The organism is Streptomyces thioluteus (assembly GCF_039535865.1).
Map to the genome: position 1 here is coordinate 1 of NZ_BAAAXZ010000083.1, position 21,071 is coordinate 21,071.

The window sequence follows — 21,071 nt, forward strand, 5'->3', positions numbered from 1 at the left end:
CGCCTTGCGCCGCACCCGATGGCTGGTGGCGGCCCAGCACCGTTTCCACCGTACGGAGAATGCCGCTCGGGAACTTCCCGGCGGCGCCGACGCGCGCACTCTCGCGAAGTTCCCTGGTATGACCGGTTCCGCCCGAGCGGCGTAACGGCCGGCACGGGACCGTGGCCGGGGCGAAGGGTGCGCCGTCGATCCGTCGCGGCCCCCCGCTTCACCCTGCGACGCTGCCCGCGCCAGTTCGGCCAGGGACCATCGGCGTGCGGCTCTTTCCCTTCGGGCCCACCGCACGAGGAGCGCCGGATGCCCCGTCCTGATATCGACACGAGAAGGGCCGGCTCTTCGCCGTCGACCACGGCGGTTGGTGCCCTACGGAGCCTTCCAGCCGACGGGGGGCACATGACGGCGGCTAACAGCGAACGGAGTCGCCGCCCCAGGTCCCCGCTCACGCCCCGCCTGCCAACCACCGGCAACCTGCACGTTCTTCCCGCCGAGGACGTCCTGACCGACCTCGGTCGCAGTGACGGGACAGTGGTCTCCCGGTCTACATCCTCCATCGCCACGGCCTTCTGACGCCGCGCCGCCGGCTTCCGCGTGGTCGGCCTCGCGGGCACGGCTCCGTCCGCTGGACGGGAATTCCCCTCCGCCCCCGGCTCGCTCACGCGAGTCTGCCATCGCTCCTCGACGACAAGATCGTCTCAACACTACCAGCGACTACACAGCCCGCAGTGCCCTAGTGGCCGCCTCTTCTGGCTATCCACCGAGACAGCACCGTCTTAGCCTTACCAGAGTCTACCGAACAGTCCAACCAGACCGAATCCGCACATCTGCCTTGCAACGGCCGGCTGCCCTCCTCCACCCGGGTCCGCAGATCAGACTCTCGTGAGATCGAGACGCGATACATGCCATGTGTGAGAAGATACCAGGCTACTGTCAACCAGGAATCATGTGGAATCCTATTTGTCCATTATACACCACGTAGGCTCTTCTTTTACCCGCTCCTCCGTGTTGATTTGTCCAATGGCTTTGAGGACGATACCCATGCGAGATCACTACGTCGTCCACTCCCTATGCGATGCCGCATTACCCTGGTGCCCCCTGGCCGGCCGGTGGGAGAGGGAGGCCACGAGCACGTGCGCACGCAGCACACGGGGAGCAGGTCGACGGACTTCTCGGTGGAGGCGACGAGAGGAGCGGCCGAGGGCCGGCGGATGTCGTCGAGGGAAGCGATGCAGCACTCGCGTCGAGCGAGCCGGGGGCGAGGGGGAATTCCTCGTCCAGGCGGACGGAGCCGTGCCCGCGGAGGCCCGACCACGCGGAAGCGGACGGCGCGGGCCGTCCAGAAGGCCGTGGCGATGGAGGATGTAGACCGGGACCATGTGGCCGTCTCTGACCAGGTCGGTCAGGACGTCCTCGGCGGGAAGACGTGCCAGTTGCCAGTGGTGCGAGCGGGGCGTGATGCGGCCGGGGGCGCGCGACCTTCGCTGAGCGCCGTCAGGCCCCCTTCGGCGGAGGCTCCGAGGAGCCACCAACCGCCCGTGGTCGACGGCGAAGACGCCGGCCCTTCTCGTCGATCAGGACGGAGGCATCGGCGTCCGTGCGCCCGAAGGGAAAGAGCCGCACGCCGATGTCCCTGCCGAACTGCGCGGCAGCGCGCAGGGGTGAAGCGGGCCGGCGACGGATCGACGGCGCCACCCGGTCGCCGCCACGTCCGTGCCGCCCCGGCGGGCGGAAACGGTCAGACCATGGAATTCGCGGAGAGCGCGCTCCGCGCCGGGAAAGGTTCCCAGGCGGCATCTCCGTACGGTGAAACGGTGCTGGCGCCGCCACCAGCATGGCGCGCAACGCGTCTTCCCCGCCGTCCCTGTGCGGAGCCCATCCGGCAGAGCGCAACGCCTCGTGCCCCGCGCTGTTCACGATTCCGCGATCTCCACTCCCAGGCGTTCCAGCAGCGCCGTGCACGAGCGGCACGGGAGCGTGCTCTGCCCGTGCTCGGGTCGCCCTTCTCACGGACCTTGACGGATATCATCACGGACCGGGTGAAGTGGGGGACGGCCTCGTCGAGGAGGGTCCGGCCGCCGTCGGTCCGGCTCTCGTCCAGCCCCCAGAACTGGTCGGAGACGAGCGCGGATTCCGCGCAGTACCCGATAAAGGGCTCGCGAAGCTCCGCGGGCAGCGAGTCGAAGAATTCCTGGACTGCCGGGTGGAGGTCGGGAGTTCCCTCGCCGGTCAGGTTCGTCATGCTGAAGATCTTGCCCTGGACGAGCAGGCTGGCGGCGACGCCGGGAACAGTGTCAGACATCGGCTTCCTCAAGATCGTAGTGACGGCCGGTCATCAGGCAGGCGAGGGCTTCGTACCGGCCCTTTCCCCAGGTAGTAGTCGCCCGACCAGTGAGTCAGGAAATACCTGTCCTGCGGATCCACGAGGGCCAGCGCACGGTCGTGATTGACATAGGCCACCGGGAAGAGCGGCTGCTCCACCCAGTCGGCCAGTTCGGAAATCGACTCCGCGAAAGACTCCTCGAAGTACCTGACGGTGAAGGTGACATATTCCCCGCCCGTAGCGTCACCCGGGAACGGAACCTTCAGTCCGACGAATTCCTTGACGAAATCGACCGCCGCCGGGAAGGGACTCACCGAACACCCGATCTCGGCAAGTGAAGAGACGGCCTGCTGCATGACGGCGGCCGCCTCGTCACCCTTCTCGCGCCCGGGCTGCCAACCAGCCGCCGCCAACCGGCGATCGATTTCCTCACGGGTAAGATAAGGGGGCATATCCCTGACCTCGTTCCTTGATCTAGCGGTGGGTAACGATACCCAACTTGGGCAGGACGTGCCTGCACGAGTGGCATGCCGGCTGGTGCGCTCCGTGGGGAATCTGATCCCCGGTATCAGGGTCGATCTGGACGCCAATGGCCCGCGTATCGATGACGGCCCCCGACAACGCCTTCCTGGCGTCCTCGGCCGTCCTGATCGACTGCCCTGTCGGATCGAGCTGGTGCAAACGGTCCGATATCAGCGCCACCTCGGAGCACTTGCCATGACCGGTCCCCAGCTGAACTCCGGACTTCTTCACGTCCTCGTACATATCCGCCACCACCGGGTGCGTACGAGGAGTCTGGTCCGCTATGGCTTCGTCTCGTTTTTCACCGGTGAGCTGCTTCGATATCTTCTTCTGCTGCATGCTGGTGTGTGAAGTGATCGTTCCATCGTGCAGCAGGGCGCCGGAGCAGCCACTCTGCATACGGGCCTTTCCGGTCGGCACATTTCCTTTCGGCCACTCGACCTTCTCCGCCGCCTTGTCCGCAAGTCGCCCCGCTTCGCGGCCGAGTTCCCGCCGCTGCTGCTCGGGGCTCAGGTGCGAGACGTCCAAGGCGTCGCCTCGATGGTGCCGGGTTTCATTTCCCGTGTGACCGTGCCATTTCGGCTGGGGGTCCATCGGCTTGGCCTGCCCGCCTCCGCCGATGATCCGCCGCCATGGCCGGAACTTCCGGATCCGCCGCCGTCCTTGCCGCCTCCGCCCCCACCGGACGCGTCCGCGGGCTTCTGGTCGGAACCATGGTGCTTGACGCCCTTCATCCCGCCTTCGACGTGCTGGTCGTGCTTCTTCTGGCCCTTGCCCGCCTCGGTCAGGCCCTTGCCGACGTCGTCGAGGTGTTTCGTCAGTTCGCCCTGCGCCTTGTCGAGGGACTTCATCGCCTTTTCGGCGACCTCCTCGATCGCCTTGGCGAGGGAACCGCGGCCGCGGGTGCGGCTGAAGTGGTGGCGGGTGGAGCCGAGGTGCTTGCCGCCCTTTTCGTCCAGGTGCTTCGAGTGGTCGTGCACCTTGCCCGTGAACGTGTTGTGCTCGTGCTCGTCGAAGACGAGGTCGCCGCTGCCGCCGCCTCCGCCGCCGGCGCTCGCCAGGATCAGACCGCCGCCACCACCGGCGCCGGCAATCTTCAGGTTGTCCTTGCCCGCCTGGACCGTCTGCTTCAGGTCGATGCCGTCCTGGGCGCCGAGGCCTTCGGAGACGACCTGGACGACGAGGTCGGTGGCCATCGAGTCGAGTGCCGCGAACACCGGCCCCGTGACGACGGAGAGGACCTCCTGCGCGGCGGCCTCCGCGGCCCCCTTGAGGATGCGCTTGACGACGGTGCGGGTGATCGCGACGCCGCCGAGGGCGCCGAGCTCGGACAGACCGAGCGTGAACGGGGCGGCCGCCTGGGCCGTCGCCACCTCCGTGGCCAATAGGCCGAGTTGGAAGATGGCCGCGCCCTTGGCGCCCGCGACGACGACGGCCGCGGCGTCGAGGCCGCCGGCCAGCAGGCGCCCGCCCTCGGCGAGGTTGTGCAGGTGCTTGCCGTTGAGCTTCTTGACGTGCGCCTCGATCGCCTCCGTCATCTCACCGCGATTGGTGGAGAGAAGGCGGTTGAGCGCCACGTTGGAGTCGCCACGGCCTGTGTCCACGTCGTCCGCGAAACTGCGGAGCGACTTGGCCATGTCGCGGTAGTCGTCCTCGTCGACATTCGGCCAGTTGACCCCGATCAGATCCAGGACAAAGACCAATTTGTCCGGAAGAACGACGCCCATCTCCCTGCTCCCCCTGTTGAGTATGCGTCAGCACGGCAAGGCGTATGACTCTAGGCAAGCGGAGGCCGGTTTCCTCAATTCCGTAACGGGATGTGAGCGCCTTGAGGTGGCGCCGGACGAGGGAAGCCCCGCACCGCCCTCCACAACAAGCGAAATGGGCGGTATGGATGGCTTCATGGCATCTGGCGAGAAGCGGATCGGCTTCTTCTCCCAAGCAACGTATGGGCGTTCACGGGGGCCGGTAGCCTGACGGCGGCGATTCGTCATCCGTGCCGAAAGGACTTTCCCCAGATGGCCACCCAGGAAGAGACGGAAGCTCTGTACGCCATGGACATCTCCGGTGTCGAGTGGCTCAGCGCTCCTGACAGCCCGACGAAAGAGCGGGTCGAGATCGCCTATCTGCCGGGCGGGGCCGTGGCGATGCGGAACTCCGAGGACCCCGACACGGTGCTGCGGTACACGGCCAGTGAGTGGCACGCCTTCGTACTGGGTGTGCGGGATGGCGAGTTCGACGTCGAGGTCGAGCCGGAGACGGAGTCCGGGCCTCGGGCGGAGTAGGGCGCCCTCGGGCGTACGCACGTCGGCCCCTGCCGGTGCTCCGTGAGGAGCGTGTGGCAGGGGCCGACGTGTGTTCACGGTCCGCCGGGGGGCGTGGGGCCCGGGCTGTGCGGCGGGGACGGGGGCGCGCCATGGGGCGGAGCCTTCTTCGCCGCCCTTGCCCTGTTGCGGCGGCGGATGAGGAGGGCGGCGAGGACGGCCCCGGGGATCGCGATGGCGGCTGCGCCGCCGAGGATCCAGGGGAGGTTGTTCTCCTTGTCCTTCTTGGCGTGGGCCTTCTTCGGCCCGTCGGAGGACGGGGGTCGGCTTCGCGGTCGCCGCCTTGCCGTCGGGCGCCTTGGCGCCTTCGGTCAGGGGGTTGACGCCGGCCGGGCCCGGCTTGCCCTTCTTCTCCAGGACGGGGATGCGGGGGCGGATCGTGCCGTAGCCGATGTACTGGCTGGGGACGGGGCCGTCGGTCGGCTTGCCGGCGGTGTCCATCAGGACGCGGAGGACCTGGTTGTTGGTCCACTTGGGGTGCATGGACCAGACGAGGGCGGCGCTGGCGGAGGCGATGGCGGTTGCCTGGCTGGTGCCGCCGCCTCGGCAGTAGCCGGTGCCCTTGGAGCAAACCGTCGGAACGTTTTCCCCCGGGGCAGCGAGTTTCACGTTCGCGCCGTGCGTCGAGTACTTGGACGTCTTGTAGTCGGCATCGACCGAAGCGATTCCCACGACCCCCGGGGTAGCGGCCGGGTAGGACATGGAGTTGTCCTTGTCGCCCCGGTTCCCGGCGGACGCGAAGATCAGCTTTCCACGTTTCAGGGCATAGTCGACGGCGTCCTGGAGCTTTCGCTTGTCCTGCTCACCCATCGAAAAGTCCCGGATGCCCATGGAGATGCTGATGATCTGCGCCTTGGAGTTCGCCGCATAGCGGATCGCGGCAACGATCAGGCTCGGACTGGTCCTGCCGTTTCCCACCTTGACCGGCAGGATGCCGGCTTCGGGCGCCAGGCCCTTGATGCCCTGTCCGCCCGCGCCGTCACCAGCGATGAGCGTCGCCATGGCCGTACCGTGAGAGTCGGTGTCCTCCCCGTTCCGCACCTCTTCGGTCGGCATCGACAAAGCTCTTACCGGGTCGAAGTCTGCCCTCCAACTCGGGCTGCGAAGAGCGGACTCCGCTGTCGATGACCGCGACGGTCACGCCCTTGCCCTTGGTGACCTGCCACATGCGCTCGGCCTGCATCGTGTCCAGGTACCACTGGCGCTCCCGCATGGTTTCGGCGCTCGCGGGAGACGCGGGTGACAGCACCGCCGGCGAGCAGAGAACAGAGCACGGACGCGGCGGTCATGGCTCGGCCCCAAGGGCCCCTGATCGTCGTTTTGTTCACGTGTTCTCTGCTCACCATCCGGCGTCGTATCCGATTCCTACTGGACCACCGGGGGAACATTGTCCGCTCCGCCGGCACTCCAGGTCTCCTCGTCCTCTGTCAAATACCCAGGGCGGTTCGAGCGACTGCGGCTGCTCCCCGCCCCGCGCTGTGCGCTGTGGGCCGGCCTCGTCAGGGTGTCGTTCGCGCCACCGGTGGCATTGGCTCCTCGCAGAAGCCCACTGCCGCCGGGGGGTGAATTCGCGACGTGCTCCCTGCGAGCCCGACGGTGCGCTTACATTACCGCCGGGCCCCACGGCATATCGCAATCCGGTCGCACCACGGCCGGTTTGCTGCGGATCGCTACCGAAAGACCGTCCCTCCCGGGACAGTCCTGCCCGCAACGGACCCCTGTCGTCCCGGAGACGGCATACCACCGATGACCCCGGTTTCCGACTGGGCCACCGGAGAAACCCTCATGCCTCCCGGCCCACCGACGCGTCCGGGCCCACCGGGTCGCGTGTTCCCCCGGCCCGAGGGGTCCAACGGCAGAGGCGGCAACGGAGGCAGCGGAGGGACGGGATTCGTACCGTTGTGATGTGAAGGTGCCGGAGCGGGAGGCATGTTCGGCCCCGACGGAGTGGTCGGGCCGGGCACCGTAGGCACCTTGGTGCCATCAACCCAGGTGCCCGTGGTCGTGTCATGCGTCGGTACCGGATTGCCCATCGAGTCGAGCCCGGAATGCCCGTGTTTCGGTGCGGTCACCTGGCCTTGAGATCCGTCAGAACGCGACACATCGGCGGGCTGTCGCCCGGCGCCGTTTCCGTCACCACTGGTTCCGACGGCACCGGCGGTTCCAACGGAATGCGAACTCCCGGCCCCTGGGGCGGACGGTCCATCGGACGGCTCATAGGGCACGAGCCATTCGCCCTCTCCATCGTCTCGACGCGAGCCTTCTCCTTGCCCGCGTCCGCGGAGCACATCCCCATGGAGCCCTCGGGCGCCTTCGGCATATGGTCGGCCGCCGTCTTGATCGCGGCTCCGGCACGGCTCATGTGCCGGCCGGTGGCACCGGCCACCTGCGCGAGCTTGATGACCTGCTTGGCGAAGGCGTCGCCCCATTCGCGGAAGGCGTCGCCGCCCTCGCCGGCCCATTGGGTCCGGCCCACATGCGCCTTGAGGGCGTTACCGATCTTCTCGATCTCGCCCTCCGCCTTCACCAGCGCCTCGCCCTTGGCGGCGATCTCGGCACCGTTGGCTCCGGCCATGCTCGCGTGCATGTTCTCGAAGGACATGCCGTCGAAGCTCGTGGGCCCGCCCTCTGCGGACATCTCGCGTCACCCCCGCTTCACTTCTGGCCGACGGTGCCGGACGGCGGCTGCTGCTGGGACCGGTCGTGCTCCTGCTCCTCCGGCCGCAGGCCCTTCGCCTCCGCGGCCCACTTCTGCTGCTGCTCCCAGTCCTTGGCGGAGCGCTTCTGGATCGCGGCCAGGCGTGCCGCGTGTTCGCGGTCCTCGCCCCGGTAGTCGCGGTCGGCCAGGTCCACCGCGATGCCCATCGCCTCCAGCTGGTCGCCCAGCATGCGGGAGAGCAACTCCAGCTGCGCGTGCACCTTGTCGTACGCCTTCGAGAGGGCCTCGCCCTCCTCGAAGGTCCCGTAGGCCACCTGCGGCACCTTCTGGCTGCTGATGTGCGGTGCGACGCGGCGGACGCGTCCAGGTCGTGGAGCAGCTTGTCGACGCGCTTCTTGAAGCCCTGCAGCGAGTCGCCGGAAGCGTCCAGGTCCGATGACGCCATGAGGCACCTCTCCTGAATGCCTGATGCAACAGAGGGAGAAACAAAGACCGTGGGTGCGGGCGCGGCACCGCCGCGCCCGCACCCACGGTTCACGCGGAACGCGCGGCTCAGCCGCCGAAGCGGCCCGCCTGACGGCGGTCGTTGGCGCTGTAGCCGGACACGGCCTCGTTCAGCTTGGACGCGATGGTCAGCAGCGTCTGGTGCATGTCCTTGACGTTCGCGTCCCAGCCCTGGTGGCGCGCGTGGAACGCCTCGCGGGTCTCACCGTCCCAGTGGCTGACGACGTCCTTGACGCGGGAGTCGAGGGACTCCAGCTGGGAGTTGATGGCGTCGGCCGAGGACTTCACCTGGTTGGCGGCCTCGGTCACGCCGGCGTACGTGATCTCCATGTGGTCTTCTCCTGACGGGTCCTACGGCTGAGGGAAGGGGCGACTAGGAGACGTGGAAGGCTCCCAGGGCGCCGGTGACGCCGCCCTCGCCGATGCCCTTGAAGCTGTTGAGGCGGTCGGACTCCTCCTGGGTGAAGCCCTTCTTGCTCGCCTCCATCGCTTCCTTGGTGAAGTTCAGGAGCTGCTTCAGCTTGCGCACGTCCTGGTTCACGCGCTCCTGCAGGCCGTGGTAGGCCTGGGCCGCTTCGCCCTTCCAGACGCCCTGCACCGAGTGCACGACGTTGGTCAGGCTGTTGATCTTGGCCTCGAGCGTGTCGTGCATGTGCCCGAGGTCCCTGATCAGGGAATCGAGTTTTTCGTCTTCAAGCTTCAGCTTGCCGCTCATTGCGCACCTACCCCCCATGAATCGGATGCCCCGTGGAAGTCGTTGGTTCCCATGACTTCCCTTTGCATCGGATCGAAGTTGTCGGCTGCCACTCTAGCCACTCGCAGGTTTACGTCCAACCTGTATGCGTCGCGCCCGAGTTCGTCCCGAATGGGGCGGCCATTGGTCCAGACATCAACCGGCGGACCGGTTCACGAGCCCCCGTCGGCGGCGATGGTCCCGCAGCGCGACCGCCGTGCCGGCGATGGCGGCGATCAGCACTCCGGCCGTGATGAGGGCGTACGTGGCAAGGCGTTCGTCGCGTTCCTGCGGCGTCTCGCCGAGCGTGAGCGCGGCCGGTTTCGGGACGCCGTAGCCCGCCGAGACGGCGCGGTCGGGGGTGGGGCGGTCGACGGGACGCTCGTCCTCGGTGAGGGCGCGCACCGGGTCGGCGACGCCCCAGCCGACGAAGTTGTCGCGGCCCTTGATGGCCCTTTCCGCGGTCTGCTCGATCTGCGCGACGACCTGGTTCTGTTTCCAGTCGGGGTGTTTGGCGCGCAGGAGAGCCGCGATACCGGCTACGTACGGGGCCGAGAAACTCGTGCCGCTGTCGACGCACTGCCCGCCTTTCGGCACGGTCGACACCATTTCGACGCCGGGCGCCGCGACTCCGACGAAATCGCCCGACTGGGAAAAGGGCGCACGTTCGTTGTTGCGGTCGGAGGCGGCCACGGCGAGGACGCCCGGATAGGCCGCCGGATAGGTCTTCTTGACCTGTCCGTCGAGCCCGTCGTTGCCGGCCGAGGCGACCACCACGACGTCCGCGCGCAGGGCCTCCCGGACCGCGAGGCCCAGGTCCGAGTCGGGGGGCCATCGCCTTGGTGGTGTCCTGGGAGATGTTGATGACCTGGGCGTGCCGGCGGACGGCGTGCCGGATGGCGGTGGCCAGCGTGCTCGCCTTGCCGCTGCCCTTCTCGTCGTTCTGCCGGACCGGGATGATCGTGGCCTCCGGGGCGAGGCCGACGAAGCCGGTGCCCTCGCGGGGGCGGGCGGCGATGATCCCGGCGACCTTGGTGCCGTGGCCGACCGGGTCGTAGGTGCCGTCGGAGCGCGCGCCCTTCTCCGGGGGCGCGTTCTTGTCCTTGGGCAGCAGGTCGAGGCCGGCGGACCGGTCGACGGCCCTCGCCAGCTGCGGGTTGTCGGTGTCGACCCCGGTGTCGATGACCGCGACCCGGACGCCCTTGCCCTTGGTGTCCTGCCACAACCGGTCGAAGACGACCCGCTGCAGGGCCCATGGCATGCCCGATATCTGCTGCTTCATCGGGAAGGTGCACTCGCCGCTGCCGGCGAGTGACATCCCGGGGGCCGCCGGGGGCGGCGGAGGCGGTCGCCGCGCCCGGCAGCGTCGTGAGGGCCGTGAGAGCCGTGAGCAGCGCCACGGCGGCCTTGCGTGCTGTCATCTGCGGCCCCTCAGGAACTCTGCGGCTGGCTGGCGCTGTTGGCGTCGAGCCGGGGCCCCTTGGGCAGGAACGCGGACCAGTTGTCCGGCACCGGGACGGGCTTGACGTCCTTGTAACCGAGCCGGATCTGCGCCGTGTTGACCTCGGCGGCCCGCTCCTGCGGGTCCTTGGACCGGTCGTCGTCGCCGATGCCCGAGCGGCCCGCGCTGCTGTCGTTGTTGGTCTGCACCGCGTAGCGCAGCCCGGTGTCGGTCACCAGGAAGAGCGAGCCGACGCTGGTCGAGGAGCCGTTGACCTGCCGGTAGAGCAGGCCGCTGCCCGGGGTGACGTACGCGCTGGTGGCACCGTCCACGATCTGCGCGGGGTAGCTCGTTCCGGCCCAGGTGGTGAGCTGGGTGCCGCCCTTGTCGTCCACGCCGTGCAGCACGTTGCACACCGTGCGGACGCCGGTGGCCGCGTCGTTGACCTGGGTCGGGACGAGCTTCGGCCAGCCCTGGTCGCCGTAGAACCACTCCGGGGACGAGGTGAAGGACTGCGGCCCGACCTCGGCGGCGCGGGCGTTTCTGGCCGAGCACCACCGCGTCCGGGCTGGTGAGCAGCAGCCGCGCCACCAGGTCGGAGACGGGTTGCGACCCGGCCGGGCAGGACGACGTACTGCTGCATGCCCTTGCCGGCCACGGCCGTGAGGACGGTGCCGACCTTGTCGAGCCGCGGGTCGAGGCTGGCGACGCCGGCGGGGGCGCCGATCCTGCCCGGGAGCCGGGGGAAGGTGATGGCGCTGCCCTGGTGGAGGGTGCCCAGCCACTCCTTGCTGACCTTCTGCGGCTGGGCGCCCTCGCTGAACAGCGAGCGGCGCAGCACCTGGTCGCGCGCGGAGGGGGCGACGCCGACGGGCGGGCCGATGAGGTGCCGGGTGCCGCCGGGGTCGACGAGGTAGCGCTCGCCGGTGGGGCCCTCGACGTACAGGGCCTGGCCGTCGTGGAGTTGCCGGCGGCCGCCGGCCTTCGCCGCCTCGCGGTCGGCGAGCAGGAAGACCGCCTTCTGCACGGTCCTCCCGCCGCTGCCGGGCTGTTCGCACACGGCCCAGTTCTTCTGCTTGCCGGCCTCGCCGCCGTCGGGCAGCCGGTCGGGGGCGTAGGGGATGCCCAGGGTGGGCCCGCGCTGGATGCGCCCGCTGTCCAGCTCGGACTCCTCGACCTTGATGACCGAGGACTTCTCGGCCTTGAGGAGGAGCTTCGCGGAGGAGAAGTTGAGCACGGGGTGCAGGCGCTTGGTGCCCTTGGTCTCCAGGACGACGTACCGCGTCGTGGACTTGCTGCCCACGATGACGTGCGCCCCCGGTTCCGACCAGCCGGCCGGGGCCTTGGGTTTGAAGATGCCCCAGGCGCCGAAGCCGGCCAGCACGAGGGCGCCGACCACCACGCCCGGCAGCACCGCCCGCAACGGGCGCGGCGCGGCCTCGTCCGACCCCGCCGCCGTGGGCTGAAGGAACGCGGCGACCATCCGCTTCCGCGCGAAGGTGTAGGCGTTGAGCTCGTCCCGCCGTGTTGCCATGTGCCGAAGTACTCCCCCTGTCGCCGGGCGCCTGGCGGGCCCGGTCACCGGAACCGGCCGCAGGACCGCCGGCGTGGCCGGTCGGATCGTGCCCACGGTCCGCGTTGTCAGACCGGCCCCCTACTATGCCTGTTGACCATCCGGTCCCGCTGTCCGGGTACGCCATCGGCCGGTGGCGGGGTCCCGGCGGTGGCCTTCCGAGGTCTTCCGAAGTCTTCCGACGGCTTTTCAGCAGACGTTCGCAGTGACGTGGTGAACGTGGTGAACGTGAGGGGGTGCGCGGGTTATGGCGTCCGCGGCGCGATCGGTCCAGGGCACGGCTCTGCGCCGGCAGTCCGGTCCGGGCAACCTGGGCCCGGTGCGGCTGCAGCAGTTGGTGCTGCTGGAGGTCGCGGCGGCGCTGGTGCTCGTGGGGTACGTCGTCGACCCGCTGCTGGCCGCGCCCGCCGGCGGGGTGGCGCTGGTGCTGGCGGTGCTGGCGCTGGCCCGGCGCCGGCAGCGGCCGGTCCCGGAGTGGCTCGGCGCCGTCCTCGCGCTGCGTCGCCGCGCCCGCCGCGCGGCGACGGCCGTTCCGGCGGACGCGGAGCCCGCGCTGGCCCCCGTCGTGGAGTGCGATCCGGCGCTGCGCACCGGGTCGTTCACCGATCGCGAGGGCCGTTCCGTCGGCGTCGTCGGGGACGGCACGTTCGTGACCGTCGTCCTCCAGGTGGAGGCCGTGGACGCCCCGTTGCGCCCGCGGCGGGTCGACAAGTCCCTGCCGCTGGGGCTGTTGCGGGACGCGATGGAGGTGGCGGATGTCCGGCTGGAGTCCGTGCAGGTGGTGCAGAGCGCCCTGCCCTCGCCCGCCCCGCACCTGCCCGCCCAGGCGCTGGCCGCGCGGAACTACACGCCGCTCCAGGCGCTGACCGGTTCGCCCGCGGTGCGGATGACCTGGATCGCGCTCAAGCTCGACCCCGAGCTGTGCCCCGAGGCCGTGGCGGCCCGGGGCGGCGGCGTGGACGGTGCGCGGCGCTGTGCGCTGCGGGCGGCGGGGCAGTTGACGAGCCGGCTCCGGAGCGCCGGGTTCCGGGCGACGCTCCTCTCCGAGGACGGGCTGACGACGGCCCTTTCGACCGCCGCCAGCGTCAACCCCGCGGCGACCGCCCAGGCGAGCCGCAACGGCGCGGGGGCCCGGCGCACCGCCGAGACCTCCCGCACCTGGCGCTGCGACGACCGCTGGCACACCACGTACTGGGTGAGCCGCTGGCCGCAGCTGGGCCAGGGCGCCGCGTCGCTGCCCCAGTTGGCCGCCCTGCTCACCTCGCTGCCCGCGCTGTCGACGACGATGAGCCTGACGCTGGGCCGCGGCCGGGCCCGCGGCGGCACGCAGGCGCCGACGGTCACCGGCCACGTCCGGGTCTGCGGCCGCAGCGCCGACGAGCTGGGCGAGGTCCGGCGCGAGCTGGAGCGGGCGGCGCGCGGGGTGAAGGTCGGGCTGGTCCGGCTGGACCACGAGCAGATACCGGGCGTGCTCGCCACGCTGCCGCTGGGAGGGACGCGCTGATGGGCCGGCTGTTGAACAGGGCTTCGACGGCCCCGGGACGGGCGGCCCCCGCGGCCCGGCCGGGCTTCGGGCTCGTCGGCCCCCGCCGCGAGCGGCACGAGCCGACGCTCGACCAGTTCGAGGACCTCGGCCTGCCCGTAGGCGACGACGGGGTGGTCATCGGCACCGACGCCCAGGGCGCGCCCGCCGTCCTCGGCCTGGTGCGGCCCGCCCCGTTCGACGTGGTCCTGGTCGGCGGCGCGTGGACGGCGCAGGTCATCGCGCTGCGCACGGTCGGCACGGGCGGGCGGGTCGCCGTGGAGAGCGGCCGGCAGCAGCTGTGGACCGCGCTCGCGCAGGCGGCCAACACGGGCCAGCAGTCGATCACCCTGCACGACGTCGGCCGGGTGCCGCCGCAGGGCCCGTCCGTGCACAGCCCGGTGCTCGTCGTCCGCGACTGCGGGGTGCGGCCTCCGCTGGGCCGGGTGCGGTCCGCGCCCTGGCAGTCGGTGCTGACGCTGCTCCCCTACCCCGGCCCCACGACCGCGCGGCTGATGACCCACGCGGACGTGGTCGGCGTCCAGCGGGTGGCCCCCGAGGAGGCCGTGCAGATCGGCCGGACGATGGGGCTGCCACAGGAGGACGTGGAGGCGCTGTCGTCCCTGCCGGACGGGGTGACGCTGTGGTGCACGCGGGCGTCGCGTACGTACGTCACGACCGGTCCGACGGATCCGGAGGCGGGGCTGCTGGGGGCGGCGCGGCGGATGGACTGACCGCCGTGGAGGGGTGGTTCAGAAGACCGGCATCGCGGTCACGCCTCCGTCGTGCCAGAGGAACACCCGGTTGCCGGCTCCCGCCATCCGCCAGTCGCCGCCGCTCCCCCTGGTCCAGGTCCACGCGGGCTTCCCGGAATCCTTGTGCAGGGTGGTGACGGCGTACGGCAGGGGGACCCAGACCGAATTCCCCTGCACCATGGCAGGCGTGGTGTGCGCGTCGTGCTTCAAGGTGTGCGTCCAGTCGACCGTGCCGTCGTGCCGATTGCGGCGGCTGAACTTCCCGCCGTTCGCGGCATAGAGGGCATCGCCGTCGAGCGTCGGAGAACTCCAGGAGCCCGGCACCCCCTTGATCTCGCTCTCGGCGGGCTCGGACCACATCTCCTTCCCGTCGGCCAGCCGGTACGCCGCCAGGGTCCGCCCGCCCAGATAGACCACGCCGCCGGAGACGGCCGGCACGAGGTGCTGCTTGTCACCCTGCTGTGGCTTCCCCCAGATCGTGTTGCCTGTGCGGGTGTCCAGGGCGGCGACCTCCCCACTGACGCTGCACATCACCAACCGTCCGTTCGCCACCGCGTGGAATCCGAAGTCGCCCTCCACCTTCACCGGCACGCGTACGCTCCACCGGACGGATCGCGTAGCGAATTCATAGGCGGTGATATCGGTGACGCGGCTGGTCCTGCCGGTGAGGACATAGACGGCCGTGTCATCCACGGCGACGATGTTCTTCGCGCCGATCCCGGCTTTCCATCGCTCCGTACCGTGCTGCCGGTCGAGCGCCACCAGGCTGCCGTCGTCACGGCGGACCGTCACGATCAGGTCCCCGGGCAGCGTGAAGCAGTCCGCTCGGCCGATCCCGTCGAGGGTCCAACTCCACTTCTTCTGGCCGTCGCTGACCCCGATCGCTGCGATCTCCTCGCTCTCCCTGATGAGGAGGAGGTCGTGGACGGGCACCATCAGCGGTTCGACCTCCTTCGTGCCGACCGGCCCCCAGAGCGGGGTCGGCGGCTCGGCGTCCTGGTAGTCGGCGGCGTTCAGGCGTCTGGCGTCCCAGGGCCGCGGAGCGGGCGAGTCCTCCTTCTCCCTCGGCTTCCCGGGCCCGTCCTCGCGCAGCAGCCACCACGCTCCCCCGCCCGCGGCGGCCAGCGCCGCGGTGCCGCCCCCCGCGAGCGCGGCGACGAAGCGGCGCCGGCTCGGGGCGGAGGGTGCGTCCGGCACCCCCGTGTGGGCGGCCAGCCGGCGGGCGGCCCGCTCGCGTTCGGCGACGGCCTCGGCCAACGGCCCGCGCCGCCAGGCACGTTCCGCCCCCTTCGGCGGGGCGCAGGCGGCGACGACCGCGTCCGGGAGGGGGCGCTGCGCGGGATCCTTGGCGAGGCACGGTGCGACGAGGGCGTGCAACGCCGGGGTCAGGCCGGTCAGATCGGGCTCCCCGTGCACGACCTGGTACTGCACGGCCGCGACGTGCGCCCCGTCGTAGGCGCGGCGGCCGCTCGCCGCGTAGGCCAGGACGGCGCCCAGGGAGAAGACGTCACCGGGCGGCCCGACCCGCTGCCCCAGCGTCTGCTCGGGCGCACCGTAGCCGGGGGTGACGGGGATGGCGCCGGTGGTGGTGAGGGTGAGGCCGTGCTCGGGGCGGGCGATGCCGAAGTCGATGACGCGCGGGCCCTGTGAAGTGAGCACGATGTTGGACGGTTTGAGGTCGCGGTGCACGAGCCCGGTGGCGTGGATGTCGCGCAGGGTGTCGGCGAGGGCCGCGCCGAGCGCGCGCACGGCCGGTTCACCGAGGGGGCCGTGCCGCTCGACGGCCTCGTCCAGGGTGGGCCCGGCCAGGAACTCCGTGGCGATCCACGGCCGTCCGCCCTCCGTCCACGCCCCCAGGACGCGCGCGACGCCGGAGCTCGTCACCGCCTGGGCCGCCCGGGCCTCGCGGACGAACCGCTGGGACATGTGCGCGTCGTGGGCCAGTTCGGGGCGCAGCACCTTGACCGCGCAGGTGTGCCCCGCGCCGTCGCGGCCGAGGTAGACCTTGCCCATGCCGCCTTCACCGAGGACGCCGAGGAGCCGGTAGGGACCGAGGCGGAGGGGATCGCCGGTGCCGAGGGGATGCATGGGGAAGGTCTCCGCTGGTGTCGGGTGTCAGGGTGTCAGTCGAGAGGGATCGCGCAGACGAGGTTGCCGCTCGTCCAGACGACGGTCCCGGCGCCGCGGTGGGCGGTGAGCGGGGCGCCCACCCGTCCCGGCACGTCCATCTGCCAGGCGATCCGGTGGCTGCGCAGATCGACGGCCACGACCGCGTCGTGGGCGCCGTTCGTCGCGTGGACGTAGAGATGGGTGCGGCCGACGACCGGGGGCATGGTGAGGCCGGGCGGGAGGTCGCGGAAGGGCGTCTCCCACAGCAGCTTCCCGGTGTCGGCGGCGAGGGCGACGATGCCGCGGGTGCCCTCCGCCGCGTAGACGACGCCGTCACGGACCGCGGGGCGGCCGTACGGCCCGGTGTCCTTGGGGGCGTCCTTCCCCACGTCGCGGCCGGCGCCGAACTGCCAGGCCACCTTGCCGTCGGCGTAGGTGACGGCGAGCACCTCCGTGAGTCCGTAGTAGACGCGCCGGTCGTCCGCCGCGAGCTGTCCGCTGCTCAGGGTGGTGCCGGCGTCCTTCGGCTGCCGGCGGAGGCTCCACTCCCACTCGCTCCTGCCGTTCGCCGTCCCACGGGACTTGAGGAAGTTCACGTGCTCCATGAAGACCTGGCCGGTGTAGACGAGGTGGTCGCCGATCACGGCGCCGGTGAAGCTGAAGGTCGTACCCCCGGGCACATAGCCCGCCTTGATCTCCTGGCGCCAGCGTTCCTTGCCGGTGCGGAGGTCGAGGGCCAGGAAGTGCCAGGGGCTCTTGTCCGGGTCGTTCCCCTTGCGGGCGACCACATAGATCACCCCGTCGCCGGCGGCCAGCGGCTGGGCGCCCGTGGGGGACGACGAGAAGTCGTCGAGCTTCTCGGTGAGGATCTCCAGGCTGCCGTCCTCCGGCTTGACCCCGAAGATCTTCAGCCCCATGGCGTCGAGGCCGTCAGGGGCGTAGGTGTAGATCCGCTTGCCGTCCGTCGTGTACTCGTACGACTGCAGGACGCGGGACGTCCAGCGCTTCGCGCCGGTCCTCGCTTCGAAGGCCGTGATGCCCGTGACGCCCTTGACCGCGATCAGCCCCCCGAGGGGCATGGGCGGGCAGTCGGCGTCGGTGCGTTCCGCCTCGGCCCACCACACGGCGCGGGAGGGGACGCCGGACGGACGACGGGTACGGGCCGTCGGCTTCGGCTTCGACGCGTCGTCCCGGCCGGCCCACCAGGCCCATGCCCCGGCGCCGCCCGCCACCAGCGCGAGCGCCGAACCGCCGCCCAGGGCGAGCAGTTTGCGGCGGGACGGTCCGGAGGACGGAGTCCGGGCCGCGGGGGCGGGGGCGGTCGAGGCGTCCGCGATCTCCTGGGGCACGGGGAGCCGGTGGGGCCGTATGCGCCAGACCTCGGTCGCGCGCGCGGCGATGTCCGCGAGGAGTGCCGCGGGCAGAGCCTCGGCGAACGCGTCCTCGTCCTCCTCGCCGGCGAGCAGCCCGGCCAGTTCGGCGGTCCCGGGGCGGCGGTTGGGGTCCTTGTCGAGGCACCGGGCGAGCAGCGGCTCCAGCGCCGCGGGCGCCCCGGACAGGTCGGGCTCCGCGTACCGGACGCGGTAGAGCAGGTCGGCGGGCTGCCCACCGCCGAACGGGCCGTGGCCGGTGGCGGCGAAGAGCAGGACGCCGGCGAGGGCGAACACGTCGCCCGCGGAGGTGTGCTCACCGCCCGCCGCCTGCTCCGGCGACATGAAGGCCGGGGTGCCCGCCGCGGTGCCGGCGCGGGTCAGCCGGTCGTCGCCGACGGCCCGCGCGATGCCGAAGTCGATGACCTTCGGGCCGGTGGCGGCGACCAGGACGTTGGACGGCTTCAGGTCGCGGTGCACCACGTCCGAGCCGTGCAACTGGCCGAGCGCCCGGGCGAGTACGGTGCCCAGCGCCCGTACCGTGCGCTCGGGCAGCGGGCCGCACAGCGCCACCGCCTCGTCCAGCGGAGGGCCCAGCACGTACTCGGTGGCCAGCCACGGCACGGGCGCGGACGGGTCGGCGTCCACGACCGCGGCGCCGTACCGGCCGCCGATCACCCGGGCGGCGTCCGCCTCCAGCCGGAACCGGGTGCGGAACGCCTCGTCGGCCGCGTACCGCGGGTGCACGGTCTTGAGCGCGACCGTGCGGCCGCCGGCGGAGCGCGCCAGGTAGACCGTGCCCATGCCGCCACCGCCCAGCCGGGCGACGAGCCGGTGGGCACCCAGCGTCTGGGGATCGTCGTGAGCGAGGGGAAAGGGCATGGGAAGTCTGTCTGTCCGGGAGGGGCGGGGAAGGGAAAGGAAGTGAAGGGAAAAGGGGGATCAGGCCGGGGCCGGCTCGGCGGCGAGCAGCTCGGCGGACTGCCGGACGAGGGCGGCGACGACCCGGGCGGGCAACCAGCCCGGGGTCAGGAGGGCCGCGGCCCGCCCCGGTCCGCCGTCGAGGACGGTCGGGCGCGGGCCCGCGGGCGGCGAGGCGGGATCGAACGCGGCGGGCGCGGGCCCGAATCCGGCGGGCGTCGCGACATGCTCGAACTGGTCACGCAATGACCCGATATGAGGCCTGCGCCCCGGATCCCTCGACAGGCAGGCGGAGATGACGGGCCGCAGGCCCTCGGGGATCTCGTCCCGTTCGGGCACGGTGTGCCCGGTCGCCGCGTACGCCAGGACGGCGCCCAGCGCGAACACGTCGCCCGGCGGCAGGGGATCGTCCCCGGCGAGCTGTTCCGGGGCCACGGTCCCGGAGGCGAGGCCCGCCCGCCACTCGGGGGCCACCGCGCGGAGGGCGCCGAAGCCGGTCAACAGCGGGCCGTCGGCCCTCAGCAGGACGGCCGCCGGGGAAAGGCCGGCATGGCAGGCACCCGTCGCGTGCACGGCGGCGAGGGCCTCGGCGAGCGCGGCACCCAACGCGCGGACCGTGCGCTCCGGCAGCGGACCGCCGTGCGCGGCGAGCGCCGCGGGCAGCGGGAGGCCCGGCAGGTAGGGAACGGTGTACCAGGGGTCCGGGTCCGCCCGGACGTCGTCCACGGTGGCGGTCCAGGGGCCGAACAGCCGCCGGGCGGCGTCCGCTTCCGCGTGGAAACGGCCGGGGTCCGCGTGGTCCGACGGCAGGCAGACCAGGACCGTACGGTCACCGTCCGGGCTCCGTGCGACGAAGCGGCGCTCGGCGAACGGCGCGTCACCCGTCGCGGCGTCGAGCCCGGCCACGACGGCGTACGGGCCGATCCACCGAGGGTCGCCCCGGTGCAGCGGTTCCATGTCGGCAACTCCCCCGTTGCTGTGGAAAACAGGTGCACGAGCCTACCCATGCGTCAAACAGGGCTTGACGGCACCCACGGTCCGGCCGCACGGTCGGGGCTCCGGTTCCGGTCGAGCGGGCCTGCCGCAGTGCTACGGATGACGATTAGTCTTGATGACCGTACGCATGGAGAACCCGACGCCGGGGGCCCGCAGCGTGACGCATGGGGAATCCGGGCGGCGGGACCACGGGAACGGTCCGTGCCGGCAGGCGCTTCCGCCAGGCGCAGGACCACACCAGCAGGAGGCATTGTGAGCAGCGATCGGGACGAGATCCGCGCGGCCGGGACCACAGCCGGCGAGAACCGGTCCGACGCCGACCACGAGCAGGACCAGGAGCAGGAACACACGGGCGAGTTCACCATCGACTACACACCGCCCGCCTGGTACGTCCAGACGACGCCGTCCGCCGCGACGGCTCCGCCTCCCGCGGCCGCGCCCGAACCTCCGGCCGCGTCGGCCTCATCGGCCCCGTCGGACGCGCCTGCCCCATCGGAGGTGCCTGCCGCGGAACCGTCCGACGCGCCTGTCGCATCTGCCGCGCCTGTCGCACCCGTCGCGTCCGCTGCGTCCGAGTCCGCGGAGGATCCGGCCCCGGCCGAGGCCGAGGGGACGACGCCCGCCACGATGCGGTTCTCCGCGTCCGCGCTGCGGGACGAGATCGCCGCTCGCGCGCCGGAGACCCACGAAAGCGACAAGTCACCCGAAACGTCCGGGGATCCGGAGCCGGTCGCCCAACCCGGCGAGGAGGAGGACGGCAGCAGCCTGCGCAGCGAGGGGACGATGCGGTTCTCGCCCGCGTCGCTGCGGAACCGTACGGGTGCGGCGGACGCGATGGCCGGTTCCGGCGCACCCTCGGAGACGCCGGAGGCTCCTGATGCGCCCAGCGCCTCCACGGAGTCCTGGACCCCGCCGTCGGTGCCTCCGGCGTCGCTGCCTCCGCTGCCGCCCAACTTCCAGCCCGCGACGCCGCCGGAGGGCAACGCCTCCGCCGCGCCGTGGCAGCCGGGCGGTTACGGCACGCCGCCGGCGGGGCAGGGCGCTCCCGCCCTCCCAGCCGCGGTGCCGCCGCCCGCGCTTCCGGCGTACGGGGCGGGGCAGCCCGCCGCGCCCGCCCCCCCAGCCGCCCGCCCCGCAGGGCGACTTCGCGCTGCCGCCCGCCGGGCAGCCCGCTCCCCCGGCGCTCCCGCCCTCGGCACCGGCCCCGGCACCGGCGCCCGCGCCTGCGCCCGCGCCGCAGGGGGCGTACGGCTTCCCGTCGCCCGCCGAGGGTGCACCGACGCCCGTACCGCCGGGGGCGCACGCCCCCGTGCCGCAGAGCGGCG

Annotated in this window: 16 protein-coding genes and 3 pseudogenes; 4 read left to right on the top strand and 15 right to left on the bottom strand. The window is 71.6% G+C overall.

The genetic code is table 11. From position 1 onward, the window contains the following. Nucleotides 1-1,732 precede the first annotated feature (1,732 nt). Genes ABD794_RS10825 through ABD794_RS10840 form a run of 4 tightly spaced genes read right to left on the bottom strand, consistent with a single transcriptional unit; the run spans nucleotide 1,733 to nucleotide 4,542 of the window. Nucleotides 1,733-2,296: a YwqJ-related putative deaminase gene (locus ABD794_RS10825; protein ID WP_344962693.1), complete on the bottom strand. Its 564-nt coding sequence runs from the start codon at nucleotides 2,294-2,296 to the stop codon at nucleotides 1,733-1,735. 8 nt (nucleotides 2,297-2,304) lie between these two features. After that, entirely contained in the window at nucleotides 2,305-2,769 is a 465-nt protein-coding gene (locus tag ABD794_RS10830; RefSeq protein WP_344962694.1) for an SUKH-3 domain-containing protein, read from the bottom strand. A 22-nt stretch (nucleotides 2,770-2,791) separates the two neighbouring features. Beyond that, on the bottom strand, nucleotides 2,792-3,367 hold the full coding sequence (locus tag ABD794_RS10835) for a YwqJ-related putative deaminase (protein WP_344962695.1): 576 nt from the start codon (nucleotides 3,365-3,367) through the stop codon (nucleotides 2,792-2,794). Then, nucleotides 3,349-4,542, bottom strand: a complete 1,194-nt coding sequence (locus ABD794_RS10840; protein WP_344962697.1) for a WXG100-like domain-containing protein — start codon at nucleotides 4,540-4,542, stop codon at nucleotides 3,349-3,351. The genes ABD794_RS10835 and ABD794_RS10840 overlap by 19 nt, the downstream gene beginning before the upstream one ends. A 315-nt stretch (nucleotides 4,543-4,857) precedes the next feature. On the opposite strand from ABD794_RS10840, the gene ABD794_RS10845 reads away from it, so the two are divergent. Beyond that, entirely contained in the window at nucleotides 4,858-5,124 is a 267-nt protein-coding gene (locus tag ABD794_RS10845; protein ID WP_344962719.1) for a DUF397 domain-containing protein, read from the top strand. 480 nt (nucleotides 5,125-5,604) lie between these two features. Here the strand turns inward: ABD794_RS10845 and ABD794_RS10850 are convergent. The 8 genes and pseudogenes from ABD794_RS10850 to eccB all read right to left on the bottom strand — a co-directional run. Next, nucleotides 5,605-6,219: pseudogene (locus ABD794_RS10850) on the bottom strand (S8 family serine peptidase); the annotation flags it as partial. Continuing rightward, nucleotides 6,143-6,376 (bottom strand): S8/S53 family peptidase, encoded by a 234-nt coding sequence (locus ABD794_RS10855; protein ID WP_344962721.1) that lies wholly within the window; start codon nucleotides 6,374-6,376, stop codon nucleotides 6,143-6,145. The pseudogene ABD794_RS10850 and the gene ABD794_RS10855, both read right to left, overlap by 77 nt. Nucleotides 6,377-7,231: 855 nt before the next feature. Beyond that, nucleotides 7,232-7,765 carry a WXG100 family type VII secretion target gene (locus ABD794_RS10860; RefSeq protein WP_344962699.1) on the bottom strand — a complete coding sequence of 178 codons (534 nt, stop codon included), beginning with the start codon at nucleotides 7,763-7,765 and terminating at the stop codon, nucleotides 7,232-7,234. Nucleotides 7,766-7,818: 53 nt separating this feature from the next. Continuing rightward, nucleotides 7,819-8,274 carry a hypothetical protein gene (locus tag ABD794_RS10865; protein ID WP_344962701.1) on the bottom strand — a complete coding sequence of 152 codons (456 nt, stop codon included), beginning with the start codon at nucleotides 8,272-8,274 and terminating at the stop codon, nucleotides 7,819-7,821. 100 nt (nucleotides 8,275-8,374) lie between these two features. After that, nucleotides 8,375-8,656 (bottom strand): WXG100 family type VII secretion target, encoded by a 282-nt coding sequence (locus tag ABD794_RS10870; RefSeq protein ID WP_344962703.1) that lies wholly within the window; start codon nucleotides 8,654-8,656, stop codon nucleotides 8,375-8,377. A gap of 43 nt (nucleotides 8,657-8,699) precedes the next feature. After that, nucleotides 8,700-9,041 (bottom strand): WXG100 family type VII secretion target, encoded by a 342-nt coding sequence (locus ABD794_RS10875; RefSeq protein WP_344962704.1) that lies wholly within the window; start codon nucleotides 9,039-9,041, stop codon nucleotides 8,700-8,702. A gap of 174 nt (nucleotides 9,042-9,215) precedes the next feature. Next, nucleotides 9,216-10,377 (bottom strand): annotated as a pseudogene (gene mycP / locus ABD794_RS10880) (type VII secretion-associated serine protease mycosin). Nucleotides 10,378-10,490: 113 nt separating this feature from the next. Continuing rightward, nucleotides 10,491-12,034: pseudogene (eccB, locus tag ABD794_RS10890) on the bottom strand (type VII secretion protein EccB). A gap of 286 nt (nucleotides 12,035-12,320) precedes the next feature. On the opposite strand from eccB, the gene eccE reads away from it, so the two are divergent. Continuing rightward, on the top strand, nucleotides 12,321-13,577 hold the full coding sequence (eccE, locus tag ABD794_RS10895) for a type VII secretion protein EccE (RefSeq protein ID WP_344962706.1): 1,257 nt from the start codon (nucleotides 12,321-12,323) through the stop codon (nucleotides 13,575-13,577). Beyond that, the gene (locus ABD794_RS10900) at nucleotides 13,577-14,329 is read left to right on the top strand and encodes a hypothetical protein (protein ID WP_344962707.1); all 753 of its coding nucleotides are present in this window, start codon (nucleotides 13,577-13,579) and stop codon (nucleotides 14,327-14,329) included. Before eccE ends, ABD794_RS10900 begins: the two co-directional genes overlap by 1 nt. A gap of 18 nt (nucleotides 14,330-14,347) precedes the next feature. Here ABD794_RS10900 and ABD794_RS10905 read toward each other — a convergent pair whose 3' ends face one another. Genes ABD794_RS10905 through ABD794_RS10915 form a run of 3 tightly spaced genes read right to left on the bottom strand, consistent with a single transcriptional unit; the run spans nucleotide 14,348 to nucleotide 19,707 of the window. Further along, on the bottom strand, nucleotides 14,348-16,438 hold the full coding sequence (locus ABD794_RS10905; protein WP_344962711.1) for a serine/threonine-protein kinase: 2,091 nt from the start codon (nucleotides 16,436-16,438) through the stop codon (nucleotides 14,348-14,350). 35 nt (nucleotides 16,439-16,473) lie between these two features. Continuing rightward, complete coding sequence (locus ABD794_RS10910) at nucleotides 16,474-18,711, bottom strand: protein kinase domain-containing protein (RefSeq protein ID WP_344962713.1); 2,238 nt, start codon at nucleotides 18,709-18,711, stop codon at nucleotides 16,474-16,476. Between the two features lie 60 nt (nucleotides 18,712-18,771). Beyond that, on the bottom strand, nucleotides 18,772-19,707 hold the full coding sequence (locus tag ABD794_RS10915; protein WP_344962715.1) for a protein kinase family protein: 936 nt from the start codon (nucleotides 19,705-19,707) through the stop codon (nucleotides 18,772-18,774). A gap of 291 nt (nucleotides 19,708-19,998) precedes the next feature. Here ABD794_RS10915 and ABD794_RS10920 point away from each other — a divergent pair. Then, nucleotides 19,999-21,071: SCO5717 family growth-regulating ATPase (locus ABD794_RS10920; protein WP_344962717.1), on the top strand; the 1,073-nt coding region annotated here is incomplete at its 3' end.